This window comes from Pseudomonas oryzagri, from assembly GCF_020831405.1.
In the GTDB taxonomy this organism is placed as follows: domain Bacteria; phylum Pseudomonadota; class Gammaproteobacteria; order Pseudomonadales; family Pseudomonadaceae; genus Geopseudomonas; species Geopseudomonas oryzagri.
On record NZ_JAJHPU010000017.1, the window covers coordinates 163210 to 175692 of the forward strand.

The 12483-nt window shown below is 66.0% G+C and carries 16 protein-coding genes; 7 read left to right on the top strand and 9 right to left on the bottom strand.

Annotation, left to right across the window (positions count from 1 at the left end):
* Nucleotides 1–71 precede the first annotated feature (71 nt).
* The 9 genes from hisD to LMJ29_RS06000 all read right to left on the bottom strand — a co-directional run bounded on the left by hisD (nt 72) and on the right by LMJ29_RS06000 (nt 6874).
* Complete coding sequence (gene hisD, locus LMJ29_RS05960; RefSeq protein WP_229604596.1) at nt 72–1379, bottom strand: histidinol dehydrogenase; 1308 nt, start codon at nt 1377–1379, stop codon at nt 72–74.
* 186 nt (nt 1380–1565) lie between these two features.
* Nucleotides 1566–2192, bottom strand: coding sequence for an ATP phosphoribosyltransferase (gene hisG / locus LMJ29_RS05965; protein WP_229604597.1), 627 nt, complete (start codon nt 2190–2192; stop codon nt 1566–1568).
* Between the two features lie 9 nt (nt 2193–2201).
* Nucleotides 2202–3467, bottom strand: coding sequence for a UDP-N-acetylglucosamine 1-carboxyvinyltransferase (gene murA / locus LMJ29_RS05970; RefSeq protein WP_229604598.1), 1266 nt, complete (start codon nt 3465–3467; stop codon nt 2202–2204).
* 23 nt (nt 3468–3490) lie between these two features.
* Nucleotides 3491–3730, bottom strand: coding sequence for a BolA family protein (locus LMJ29_RS05975; RefSeq protein ID WP_229604599.1), 240 nt, complete (start codon nt 3728–3730; stop codon nt 3491–3493).
* Nucleotides 3731–3832: 102 nt separating this feature from the next.
* Nucleotides 3833–4141 carry an STAS domain-containing protein gene (locus LMJ29_RS05980; RefSeq protein ID WP_229604600.1) on the bottom strand — a complete coding sequence of 103 codons (309 nt, stop codon included), beginning with the start codon at nt 4139–4141 and terminating at the stop codon, nt 3833–3835.
* Nucleotides 4138–4782 carry an MlaC/ttg2D family ABC transporter substrate-binding protein gene (locus LMJ29_RS05985; RefSeq protein ID WP_229604601.1) on the bottom strand — a complete coding sequence of 215 codons (645 nt, stop codon included), beginning with the start codon at nt 4780–4782 and terminating at the stop codon, nt 4138–4140. The genes LMJ29_RS05980 and LMJ29_RS05985 overlap by 4 nt, the downstream gene beginning before the upstream one ends.
* A 12-nt stretch (nt 4783–4794) precedes the next feature.
* Nucleotides 4795–5268, bottom strand: coding sequence for an outer membrane lipid asymmetry maintenance protein MlaD (mlaD, locus tag LMJ29_RS05990; RefSeq protein WP_229604602.1), 474 nt, complete (start codon nt 5266–5268; stop codon nt 4795–4797).
* Nucleotides 5268–6065: a lipid asymmetry maintenance ABC transporter permease subunit MlaE gene (mlaE, locus tag LMJ29_RS05995; protein WP_229604603.1), complete on the bottom strand. Its 798-nt coding sequence runs from the start codon at nt 6063–6065 to the stop codon at nt 5268–5270. Before mlaE ends, mlaD begins: the two co-directional genes overlap by 1 nt.
* Nucleotides 6065–6874: an ATP-binding cassette domain-containing protein gene (locus LMJ29_RS06000; RefSeq protein WP_229604604.1), complete on the bottom strand. Its 810-nt coding sequence runs from the start codon at nt 6872–6874 to the stop codon at nt 6065–6067. Before LMJ29_RS06000 ends, mlaE begins: the two co-directional genes overlap by 1 nt.
* 202 nt (nt 6875–7076) lie before the next feature.
* On the opposite strand from LMJ29_RS06000, the gene LMJ29_RS06005 reads away from it, so the two are divergent.
* From LMJ29_RS06005 to hpf, 7 genes are all read left to right on the top strand, one after another.
* Complete coding sequence (locus tag LMJ29_RS06005) at nt 7077–8051, top strand: KpsF/GutQ family sugar-phosphate isomerase (protein ID WP_229604605.1); 975 nt, start codon at nt 7077–7079, stop codon at nt 8049–8051.
* Nucleotides 8051–8575 (top strand): KdsC family phosphatase, encoded by a 525-nt coding sequence (locus tag LMJ29_RS06010; RefSeq protein ID WP_229604606.1) that lies wholly within the window; start codon nt 8051–8053, stop codon nt 8573–8575. The genes LMJ29_RS06005 and LMJ29_RS06010 overlap by 1 nt, the downstream gene beginning before the upstream one ends.
* Before the next feature lie 10 nt (nt 8576–8585).
* Nucleotides 8586–9149 (top strand): LPS export ABC transporter periplasmic protein LptC, encoded by a 564-nt coding sequence (gene lptC / locus LMJ29_RS06015; RefSeq protein ID WP_229604607.1) that lies wholly within the window; start codon nt 8586–8588, stop codon nt 9147–9149.
* Complete coding sequence (gene lptA / locus LMJ29_RS06020) at nt 9136–9681, top strand: lipopolysaccharide transport periplasmic protein LptA (RefSeq protein ID WP_229604608.1); 546 nt, start codon at nt 9136–9138, stop codon at nt 9679–9681. Before lptC ends, lptA begins: the two co-directional genes overlap by 14 nt.
* Nucleotides 9678–10403: an LPS export ABC transporter ATP-binding protein gene (gene lptB / locus LMJ29_RS06025; protein WP_229604609.1), complete on the top strand. Its 726-nt coding sequence runs from the start codon at nt 9678–9680 to the stop codon at nt 10401–10403. The genes lptA and lptB overlap by 4 nt, the downstream gene beginning before the upstream one ends.
* Nucleotides 10404–10604: 201 nt before the next feature.
* Nucleotides 10605–12092, top strand: a complete 1488-nt coding sequence (locus LMJ29_RS06030; protein WP_229604610.1) for an RNA polymerase factor sigma-54 — start codon at nt 10605–10607, stop codon at nt 12090–12092.
* 72 nt (nt 12093–12164) lie between these two features.
* Nucleotides 12165–12473, top strand: coding sequence for a ribosome hibernation-promoting factor, HPF/YfiA family (gene hpf / locus LMJ29_RS06035; protein WP_229604611.1), 309 nt, complete (start codon nt 12165–12167; stop codon nt 12471–12473).
* The last annotated feature ends 10 nt before the right edge of the window (nt 12474–12483 follow it).

The window sequence follows — 12483 nt, forward strand, 5'->3', positions numbered from 1 at the left end:
CGGCACGCCCCACCGAAATGGCTAGTCCCGCCAGGGTGGGTCATGGCCTGCGCCCCAACCCACCCTGCGGCTTACTTGATGCGGTACTCGGCGCTGCGCGCGTGGGCGGTCAGCGACTCGCCGCGGGCCAGCAGCGATGCGGTCTTGCCCAGCTCCGAAGCGCCGTCGGCCGAGCAGAAGATGATCGACGAGCGTTTCTGGAAGTCGTAGACCCCCAGCGGCGAGGAAAAGCGCGCGGTGCCCGAGGTCGGCAGCACGTGGTTGGGACCGGCGCAGTAGTCGCCCAGCGCCTCCGCGGTATAGCGGCCCATGAAGATCGCGCCGGCGTGGCGGATCTTCGGCAGCCAGGCCTGCGGGTCGGCGACCGACAGCTCGAGGTGCTCGGGAGCGATGCGGTTGGCGACCGCCACGGCCTGCTCCATGTCGGCGACCTGGATCAGCGCGCCGCGGCCTTCCAGCGAAGTGCGGATGATCTCGGCGCGCTCCATGGTCGGCAGCAGACGGGCGATGCTTTCGGCCACCTTGTCGAGGAAGGCCGCATCCGGGCTGACCAGGATCGACTGGGCGTCCTCGTCGTGCTCGGCCTGGGAGAACAGGTCCATGGCGATCCAGTCCGGATCGGTCTGGCCATCGCAGACCACGAGGATCTCCGAGGGGCCGGCGATCATGTCGATGCCGACCTGGCCGAACACGTGGCGCTTGGCGGTGGCGACGTAGATGTTGCCGGGGCCGACGATCTTGTCGACCTGCGGCACGCTCTCGGTGCCATAGGCCAGCGCGGCCACGGCCTGGGCGCCGCCGATGGTGAACACGCGGTCGACGCCGGCCACGCAGGCGGCGGCCAGCACCAGCTCGTTGATCTCGCCGCGCGGGGTCGGCACCACCATCACCACCTCGGCGACGCCGGCGACCTTGGCGGGGATGGCGTTCATCAGTACCGAGGACGGATAGGCGGCCTTGCCACCCGGCACGTACAGGCCGGCGCGGTCCAGCGGGGTGACCTGCTGGCCGAGCACGGTGCCGTCGGCTTCGGTGTAGGTCCAGGAATCCTGCTTCTGCCGCTCGTGGTACAGGCGCACGCGCTCGGCGGCCGTCTCCAGCGCCTGGCGCTGCTCGACACTGATACGGGTGAGAGCCAGCTCCAGACGCTCGCGAGGCAGGATCAGCTCGGCCATCGAGGTGGCCTCGACCCCGTCGAAGCGCTGGGTGAATTCGACCACCGCGGCATCGCCACGCTCGCGCACGCCCTTGATGATGTCCAGCACGCGCTGGTTGACCGCATCGTCGGAAACGCTCTCCCAGCTCAACAGATGATCCAGATGGCGGGCGAACTGCGGATCGGCGGCGTCGAGTCGGCGGATGGCGAGCGGTGCGGTCATAACGGGCCTCATGATTGGCAGTATTCGGGCGCCGCTAGACTAGCAAGCCTTCCGCGCGGGCACCCGAATATTTCGCTATGACACGGATAGGCGTGGGCGGCACGGAGCCGCCGCTCAGGCATCAGGGATGCTGGTGGTGGCCGAAAAATGCTTCTGCATTTTCGGCACTTCCGCCATCCCTGGCGGTCATCGCGATTCGACGGCCGCGCGCAGGGTGTCGATCAGCGCCTGGATGCGCGCGTGCTGCATCTTCATCGACGCCTTGTTGACGATCAGCCGCGAGCTGACCTGGCAGATCAGCTCCTGCGGCTCCAGACCGTTGGCGCGCAGGGTGTTGCCGGTGTCGACCACGTCGATGATCTTGTCGGCCAGTCCCACCAGCGGCGCCAGCTCCATGGAGCCGTACAGCTTGATGATGTCGACCTGGCGGCCCTGCTCGGCGTAGTAGCGCTTGGCCACGTTGACGAACTTGGTGGCCACGCGCAGACGCCCCTTGGGCTCCGGCGCGCCGACCTTGCCGGCGGTCATCAGCTTGCAGCGGGCGATCTGCAGGTCCAGCGGCTCGTACAGGCCCTGGCCGCCATACTCGAGCAGCACATCCTTGCCGGCCACGCCGAGATCGGCGGCGCCGTGCTCGACGTAGGTCGGCACGTCGGTGGCGCGCACGATCAGCAGGCGTACGTCTTCCTGGCTGGTCGGAATGATCAGCTTGCGGCTCTTGTCCGGATTCTCGGTCGGCACGATGCCGGCCTCGGCGAGCAACGGCAGGGTGTCGTCGAGGATGCGGCCCTTGGACAGCGCGATGGTCAGCATGACTTGTCCCTAGCCCGGCACGCGGCGGATCTTGGCGCCGAGGAGCTGCAGCTTCTCCTCGATGCACTCGTAGCCACGGTCGATGTGGTAGATGCGGTCGATCAGCGTGTCGCCGTCGGCGACCAGCGCGGCGATCACCAGACTGGCCGAGGCGCGCAGATCGGTGGCCATCACGGGAGCGGCCTTCAGACGCGGCACGCCGGTGACGATGGCGGTATTGCCCTCGATCTGCACATGCGCGCCCATGCGCTGCATTTCCAGCACGTGCATGAAGCGGTTCTCGAAGATGGTCTCGATCACCGTGCCGGTGCCTTCGGCCACCGCGTTCATGGCGATGAACTGCGCCTGCATGTCGGTGGGGAACGCCGGGTACGGTGCGGTACGCACGTTGACCGCCTTCGGCCGCTTGCCATGCATGTCCAGCTCGATCCAGTCGTTGCCGGTGGTGATGGTGGCACCGGCTTCCTGCAGCTTGAGCAGCACGGCCTCGAGGATGGTCGGATCGGTATCCTTGAGCTTGACCCGGCCACGGCTGGCGGCAGCCGCCACCAGGAAGGTGCCGGTCTCGATACGGTCGGGCATCACCGCGTAGCTGGTGCCGCCCAGGCGCTTGACACCCTCGACGACGATGGTCGAGGTGCCGGCGCCCTGGATGCGCGCACCCATGGCGATCAGCATGTTGGCCAGGTCGACCACTTCCGGCTCGCGCGCGGCGTTCTCGATCACGCTGCGGCCGTTGGCCAGGGTGGCGGCCATCAGGATGTTCTCGGTACCGGTGACGCTGACGGTATCGAAGCAGAAGTGCGCACCGCGCAGGCCGCCCTCGGGGGCGCGTGCCTTGATGTAGCCGCCTTCCACCTCGATGATCGCGCCCATGGCCTCGAGGCCGCGGATGTGCAGGTCGACCGGACGGGTGCCGATGGCGCAGCCACCGGGCAGGGCGACCTCGGCCTGACCGAAGCGGGCGACCATCGGGCCGAGCACCAGGATCGAGGCGCGCATGGTCTTGACCAGCTCGTAGGGCGCCACCAGGGTCTTGATGGTGGTGGAATCCACCTCGACGTCGAGCTTCTCGTTGATCACCGGCTGTACGCCCATGCGGCCGAACAGTTCGATCATGGTGGTGATGTCGTGCAGGTGCGGCAGGTTGCGCACGGTGACCGGCTCGTCGGCCAGCAGGGTGGCGGCGAGGATCGGCAGCGCCGAGTTCTTCGCGCCGGAAATGCGGATTTCCCCGTCGAGCGGGGCACCACCGGAAATGATCAGTTTATCCATTGGGAATCTCGGGTCTCGAACGCTCAGGCGCGCTCGGCCCAGGCAGCCTGGGTGAAGAATTTCATGGTTACGGCGTGGATACTGCCGGTGGCGATCCAGTCGTTGAGATGGGCATAGATCTGTTGCTGGCGCTTGACCGGGCTGAGTGCGGCGAGCTCGTCGCTGATCAGGTTCAGCTGGAAGTCGCAACCCTGACCTTCGACTTCCACGCGGGTGCCGGGCAGATTTGCTTCGAGATGGCGTTTGACGTCTTCAGCCTGCATAACTCAACCTCACAGTGGGGAACCGGCACGGGGCCGGCCATCATACAAAAAAGCCCCTGCCCTGCGAACCCTGCCCGCCGTACCGGCGGACAGGGCGATGGCTCAGCCGGCCAGCGGCAACAGCTCGAGCAGGCCGTAGACCTCGGCGACCTGGCGCAGGTCGTCGGGCAGGTTGCGGATCTGCAGGTTCTTGCCGGTGGCGCGGGCATCGCGCAGCAGGCACAGCAGCAGCGACAGACCGACGCTGCTGCTCTGGGTCACGGCGGCGCAGTCGAGCCAGACGTCGCGGCCGCTGCTGGCGGCGAGCAGGCGGCGGCCGGTGGCGCGCAGCTCGGCGCCCACATGCATGTCTATCACCCCCTCGAGCACCAGAGTGCCGGACTGCCCCTCGCGCAGCGCGCCTTGGCTCATTGCTGGCCAGCCTTCACATCGGTGGACTGCTGGGCACGGGCCACGGCGTCACCCCAGGTGGCGATGACCTTGTCCAGATCGTTGCCGTTGTTGCGCATCGATTCGGCGAACTGATCGCGGAACAGCTTGCCGACGTTGATGCCGTTGATGATCACGTTGCGCACTTTCCAGGTGCCATCCTTCTGCTCCATGGTGTAGGTCACCGGGTAGATGGCGCCGGTGCGACCGACCACTTCGACGTTCACCGCGGCGCGCCCCGGCTCGCTGGACGGCACCGCCGGCAGCATGCGGATCTCCTGGTTGTCGTATTCGAGCAGGGCGCCGCCATAGAACTTCACCAGGCTGCGCTTGAAGCTGTCCTGGAAGGCCTGCATCTGCGCCGGCGAAGCTTCGCGGCTGTAGCGCACGGTCATCACTCCGCGGGCGAAGCCCTCGAAGTCGATCACCGGATCGAGAATGCCGTTGAGCGTCTGATAGAAGGCCTCCGGGTCCTTCCTGAACTGCTCGCGCTTGCTGTTCAGCTCCCCGATCACCTTGTCGGTGGTGGCCTGCACCACCTGCTGGGGAGTGGCCGCGGCATGGCCGGCGAAGGGCAGACAGGCCAGCAGCACCAGCAGACTGCGACGCAAAATCTTGAGCATGACGAATGTCCTTTATTGCTTAGCGGGTTCTTTGTTGACGGAGTTGAGCAGGAACTTGCCGATCAGATCTTCCAGCACCAACGCCGACTGGGTGTCGCGGATCACTCCACCATCGGCCAGCATCTTCTCTTCGCCACCGACGCTGATGCCGATGTATTTCTCGCCGAGCAGACCGGCGGTGAGGATCGATGCGGTGGAGTCCACAGGTAGATTGTCGACGCGCTTGTCGAGTTCCATCGTCACACGCCCCATGTAGGTATCGCGATCCAGATCGACCGCCACCACCTTGCCGATGGTCACGCCAGCCATGGTCACCTTGGCGCGCGAGCTCACCCCGGCGGTGTTGTCGAAATAGGCGTAGATGCGATAGGTGTCCTGGGCCGAGCCGATGGTCAAGCCGCTGACCCGCAGGGCCAGCAGCAGCAGGGCCAGCAGGCCGATCAACAGGAACAGGCCGACGCCGATTTCCAGAGAACGCGATTGCATCAGAAGTCTCCAAACATCAGAGCAGTAAGGATGAAGTCGAGGCCGAGCACGGCCAGCGAGGCATAGACCACGGTGCGGGTGGTGGCGCGACTGATGCCTTCGGAGGTCGGCTCGCAGTCGTAGCCCTGGAACACCGCGATCCAGGTCACCACCACGGCGAACACCAGGCTCTTGATGACACCGTTGAGCACGTCGCCACGAAACTCGACGCTACGCTGCATGTTGCCCCAGTAGGAGCCGTCGTAGACGCCCAGCCAGTCCACCGCGACCCAGGCACCGCCCCAGATGCCGACCACGGTGAAGATCGCCGACAGCAGCGGCATGGAAATGAAGCCCGCCCACAGCCGCGGGGCGATGATGTACTTGAGCGGATCGACGCCGATCATCTCCAGACTGGACAGCTGCTCGGTGGACTTCATGTTGCCGATCTCGGCGGTCAGCGCCGAGCCGGCGCGCCCGGCGAACAAGAGGGCGGTGACCACCGGCCCCAGCTCGCGCAGCAGGGTCAGCGCCACCATCTGGCCGACCGCCTCCTCGGAGGCGAAGTCGACCAGGATGTTGTAGCCCTGCAGCGCCAGCACCATGCCGATGAAGATGCCGGAAACGACGATGATCGCCAGCGACAGCACGCCGACCGCATACAGCTGCTTGACCAGCAGCTGCATGAAGCTGCCGGCGCCATTGCGACCGAACAGCGCGTGCCCGAGGAACAGCGCGGAACGGCCGAGCGACTCGAGCACGTCCAGGCCGGAGCGACCGATCAGGCGCACGCGCTCGATGGGTGAGGTCTTGCGCATCAGGCTCCCCCCAGCAGATCGCGGCGGTAATCCGGCGCAGGAAAATGGAAGGGTACCGGTCCGTCGGCGATCCCCTTCATGAACTGGCGAATGCGCGGATTGTCCGACTCCAGCAGCTCGGCCGGGGTCCCCTGCCCCAGTACCTGGGCGTCGCCGACCACGTACAGGTAGTCGGCGATGCTGGCGGTCTCGGCCAGATCGTGCGAGACCACGATGCTGGTCAGGCCAAGGGCCTCGTTGAGCAGACGGATCAAGCGCACCAGCACGCCCATGGCAATCGGGTCCTGGCCGACGAACGGCTCGTCGTACATGAGGATCTGCGGGTCGAGGGCGATCGCACGGGCCAGCGCCACCCGGCGCTTCATGCCGCCCGACAGCTCGTCGGGCATCAGCTCGACCGCGCCGCGCAACCCGACCGCCTGCAGCTTCATCAGCACGATGTCGCGGATCATCTCCTCCGGCAGGCTGGTGTGTACGCGCAGCGGGAAGGCGACGTTCTCGAACACGTTGAGATCGGTGAACAGTGCGCCGCTCTGGAACAGCACGCCCATCTGCTTGCGCATGTCGAACAGTTCGCTGCGCGAGAGGTCCGGCAGGTTCTGGCCATTGACGATCACCGCGCCACTGGCCGGGCGCAATTGGGCGCCGATCAGGCGCAACAGGGTGGTCTTGCCGCACCCCGAGGGCCCCATGATGCCGGTAACCTTGCCGCGCGGGATGGCCAGATCGACCTTGTCGAAGATGGTGCGCGTACCGCGCCTGAAAGTGACCCCTTTCAGTTCGACGGCAAACGCGTTGTCGCTAGTCATCGGAACTCCTTGCTGGTCGGCCTTCCATGCAGTGCACGCGCGCAATGCCGACGCGCCTGCAACCGATGGCCGAATAGCCGCGTACTATAGCACCGGCCTCCCAACGCGCCCAAGCGACGCGCCGGCCGTTCGAGCGCAGATGATGAGCCGTCGGCACTTTGTCGGTATACTCTTTCGCTTCTCCAAGCCAGCCTGTCAGCCCATGCCCCAGACGCCGACCTTCCTCCAGTCCGCCCAGCGCACCATCCGCCTCGAGCTGGACGCGGTGAACGACCTCCTGGCGCGCATCAACGGCGACTTCGTCCATGCCTGCGAACTGCTGCTGGCCTGCAAGGGCCGCGTGGTGGTGGTCGGCATGGGCAAGTCCGGCCACGTCGGCCGCAAGATCGCCGCCACCCTGGCCAGCACCGGCACCACCGCCTTCTTCGTTCACCCGGCCGAAGCCAGCCATGGCGACATGGGCATGATCACCCGCGACGACGTGGTGCTGGCGTTGTCCAACTCCGGTTCCACCGCCGAGATCGTCACCCTGCTGCCGCTGATCAAGCGCCTGGGCATCACCCTGATCAGCATGACCGGCAACCCCGATTCGCCGCTGGCCCGCGCCGCCGTCGTCAATCTGGACGCCAGCGTCGCCCAGGAAGCCTGCCCGCTGAATCTGGCGCCGACCTCCTCGACCACCGTCTCGCTGGTGCTCGGCGACGCCCTGGCCATCGCCCTGCTGGAAGCGCGCGGCTTCACCGCCGAGGACTTCGCCTTCTCCCACCCGGGCGGCGCGCTGGGACGGCGCCTGCTGCTCAAGGTCGAGAACATCATGCACAGCGGCGACGGCCTGCCGCAGGTGCAGCGTGGCACGCCGCTGCGCGAAGCGCTGCTGGAGATGACCCGCAAGGGCCTGGGCATGACCGTGGTGCGCGACGACGACGGCCGTCTGGCCGGCATCTTCACCGACGGCGACCTGCGCCGCGCCTTGGATCGTGGCGTCGACGTGCGCAGCGCGACCATCGACGCGCTGATGACCGCCGGCGGCAAGACCGCCCGCCCCGACATGCTCGCCGCCGAGGCGCTGAAGATCATGGAAGACAACCGCATCAGCGCCCTGGTGGTGATCGATGCCGAGCAGCGCGCCATTGGCGCGCTGAACATGCACGACCTGCTGCGCGCCGGAGTAATGTGATGAATGGAGACCTGCTGCAACGCGCCGGCGCAATCCGCCTGGCAATATTCGACGTCGACGGCGTACTGACCGACGGAAAACTGTATTTCCTGCCCGAGGGCGGCGAGTTCAAGACCTTCAACACCCTGGACGGCCACGGCATCAAGATGCTGATTGCCTCCGGGGTGCGCACCGCCATCATCAGCGGACGCACCTCCGCGGTGGTCGAGCGTCGCGCGAACAACCTCGGCATCGAGCATCTGGTGCAGGGGCGCGAGGACAAACTGGCGGTGCTCGATGAACTGCTGGCCGAACTGGGACTCTCATACGCGCAGGTCGCCTACCTGGGCGACGACCTGCCCGACCTGCCGGTGATCCGCCGGGTCGGTCTCGGCATGGCGGTGGCCAGCGCCGACGCCTTCGTCCGCCAGCATGCCGCCGGCGTGACCCAGGCTCGCGGCGGCGAAGGCGCCGCCCGCGAGTTCTGCGAACTGATCATGCGTGCCCAGGGCACCCTGGAGGCGGCCCAGGCCGCCTACCTGTAACGGAACATCGATGAATCGCACACTGCGCATCTTCCTGCCGCTCGCCGCCGCCCTGCTGGCGGCCATCGGCTACTGGAACATCCGCCCGGAAAGCTTCATGGAGCAGTCGACCGCCCCCGCGGCCGAAGGCGCCATCGATTTCTACGTGGAAAACGCCCGCACCGTGCAGTTCCAACCGGACGGCAAGCTGCACTACAAGCTAACCGCGGAGCGCGTCGAGCACCTGCGCAGCAGCGACATCACCCTGCTGAGCCGGCCCGACCTGCTGCTGTACCGGGGCAGTACCTATCCTTGGCATGTGCAAAGCAGTCGCGGCGAGGTGTCGCCCGGCGGCGCCCAGGTCGACCTGATCGACGCCGTGCGCGTGGCACGTACCGACGCCAAGGGCCGCCCGACTATTCTCACCACCAGCCGCCTCAGCGTGTTCCCCGAACGGGAATACGCCGAGACGGCCCAGCCCGTGCGCATCGAAGCGGCCAACGGCATCACCACGGCCACCGGCATGCAGGCCTATCTCAACGAAAGCCGGATGCTCCTGAAATCCAACGTGCGAGGACAGCATGAGGTTCGCTAATTCCCTTCCCCTCCTCTTCGGCCTCGGCATCCTGCTGGCAGGCGCCCCCGCCTGGGCCCTGCCCACCGACCGCGACCAGCCGATCCGCGTGCAGGCCGACAGCGCCGAGCTCGACGACGCCAAGGGCGTGGCCGTGTACCGCGGCGGCGTGGTGATCACCCAGGGCACCCTGAAGATCACCGGCGACACTGTGACCATCACCCAGGACGCCAAGGGCGATATTGAGGTGTTCACCGCCGTCGGCACCCCGGCCTACTACGAGCAGCAGCCGGCAGCCGACAAGCAGGTGGTCAAGGCCTATGGCCTGACCATCCAGTACTTCGCGGTCAACGAGCGCATCGTGCTGATCGACCAGGCCAAGGTGGTCCAGGAAGGCAATACCTTCGAGGGCGAGAAGATCGTCTATGACACCCAGCGGCAGATCGTCAACGCCGGCCGAGCCACCGGCAGCAACGTGACCAAGCCGCGCCCGCGCATCGACATGGTGATCCAGCCGCGCAAGAAGGCCGAGCCGGAGCAGCCCCCCCAATGAGCACCCTGATCGCCCAGCACCTGGCCAAGAGCTACAAGGGCCGCGCCGTGGTGCGCGACGTCAGCCTGTCGATCGACAGCGGGCAGATCGTCGGCCTGCTCGGCCCCAACGGTGCCGGCAAGACCACCTGCTTCTACATGATCGTCGGCCTGGTGCACGCCGACCAGGGGCGCGTGCTGATCGACGACCAGGACGTCACCCACCTGCCCATGCACGGCCGCGCCCGCGCGGGCATCGGCTACCTGCCGCAGGAGGCCTCGATCTTCCGCAAGCTGACGGTGGCCCACAACATCATGGCCATCCTCGAGACGCGCAAGGATCTCGATCGCGCCGGCCGCCGCGAAGCGCTGGAGAGCCTGCTGCAGGAGTTCCACATCAGCCACATCCGCGACAACCTCGGTATGAGCCTGTCGGGCGGCGAGCGCCGCCGCGTGGAGATCGCCCGCGCCCTGGCCAGCGATCCCAAGTTCATCCTCCTCGACGAGCCCTTCGCCGGCGTCGACCCGATCTCGGTGGGCGACATCAAGCACATCATCCACCACCTCAAGAGCCGCGGTATCGGCGTGCTGATCACCGACCACAACGTGCGCGAGACCCTGGACATCTGCGAGACGGCCTACATCGTCAACGCCGGCCAACTGATCGCCGAAGGCGACGCCGAGAGCATTCTCGCCAACGAGCTGGTCAAGGACGTCTACCTCGGCCACGAGTTCCGCCTCTAAATCGCCGCCTGCCCCGTACCACCGGCGGCCCCTCCTCGGCCGGGCCCTCTCCGGCCCGCCTACGGCGCCTTTTCCACCCGCTGTCAAGCCTAGGCAAACCCACAAAAATCGGGCATATAACTTGCTAAATGCGACGCCCCGGCGTCCAGCAGCGGACAGCGCACAGGCGCTGGCAGATCCCAAGGTGCCAACTCCCCAGCCATGAAACACTCGCTAGTCCTCAAGATGGGCCAGCAGCTGACGATGACCCCGCAGCTGCAACAGGCCATTCGGCTGCTCCAGTTGTCGACCCTCGACCTGCAGCAGGAAATCCAGGAAGCCCTCGATTCCAACCCGATGCTCGAACGCCAGGAAGACGGCGAAGATTTCGACAGTGGCGATCCGCTGGCCGAAGGCGACGCCTCCCACGGCGCGGGCGGGCTGGAAACCAGCGTCAGCGTCGAACGCGACCCCGACAGTCTCGACGAGGGCCAGTGGGAAGAACGCATCCCCAGCGAGTTGCCGGTGGACACCGCCTGGGAGGACATCTACCAGACCAGCGCCAGCAGCCTGCCGAGCAGCGAGGACGACGAGTGGGACTTCACCGCGCGTACCTCCTCCGGCGAGAGCCTGCAGAGCCACCTGCTCTGGCAGCTCAACCTGACCCCGATGAGCGACAACGACCGGCTGATCGCCATGTCGATCATCGACGCCATCAACAGCGACGGCTATCTCGAGGAAAGCCTCGAAGACATCCTCGCCTCCCTCGATCCCGAGCTCGACATCGAGCTGGACGAAGTGGAGATGGTCCTGCATCGCGTGCAGCAGTTCGAGCCGCTGGGCATCGGCGCCCGCGATCTCAGCGAATGCCTGCTGCTGCAGCTCAACCAGCTGCCCGCCGACACGCCCTGGCTGGAGGAAGCACGCCGCGTGGTGCGCGAGCACCTCGACCTGCTCGGCAATCGCGACTACAGCCAGCTGATGCGTCGCCTGCGGGTCAAGGAAGACGAGCTGCGCCAGATCGCCGAGCTGATCCAGCGCCTCAATCCGCGCCCCGGCGCGCAGATCGAGGCCAGCGAAGCCGAATACGTGGTTCCCGACGTGATCGTGCGCAAGGACAACGAGCGCTGGCTGGTCGAGCTCAACCCCGACGCCATGCCGCGCCTGCGCGTCAACCCGCACTACGCCGGCTTGGTGCGCCGCGCCGACTCCAGCGCCGACAACACCTACATGCGCAATCAGCTACAGGAGGCGCGCTGGTTCATCAAGAGCCTGCTCAGCCGCAACGAGACGCTGATGAAGGTCGCCACCCAGATCGTCGAGCTGCAGCGTGGCTTCCTCGAGTACGGCGAGGAGGCGATGAAGCCGCTGGTGCTGCACGACATCGCCGAGGCGGTGGGCATGCACGAGTCGACCATCTCGCGGGTCACCACGCAGAAGTACATGCACACCCCGCGCGGCATCTACGAACTCAAGTACTTCTTCTCCAGCCATGTCAGCACTGCCGAAGGCGGTGAATGTTCGTCGACGGCGATCCGCGCCATCATCAAGAAACTGGTGGCGGCGGAAAATCCGAAAAAGCCGTTGAGTGACAGCAAGATCGCTGGTTTACTGGAAGAGCAGGGGATTCAGGTGGCCCGCCGGACAATTGCCAAGTACCGGGAATCCCTCGGCATTGCGCCCTCGAGCGAGCGCAAGCGACTGGTGTAACGACTGATCGCGAACACAGTTTTTCGATGACGGGGCAACCCGTCAGCAACGCGGGTAATAAGGAGAAGCGGTATGCAAGTCAATATCAGTGGCCAACACCTGGAAGTTACCGACACTCTGCGCAACTACGTGAATGAGAAGTTCGAGCGTCTGGCTCGCCATTTCGACCGCATCACCAACGTTCAGGTGATCATGCAGGTGGAAAAACTGAAGCAGAAAATCGAAGCGACGCTGCACGTTGCCGGCGGCGAAGTGGTCGCCAACGCCGAGCACGAAGACATGTACGCCGCCATCGACCTGCTGGCTGACAAACTGGACCGTCAGCTGATCAAGCACAAGGAAAAGCAGATCGAACGCGAACAGGGCGCCACCGCCCGCTGATCATTTTCCG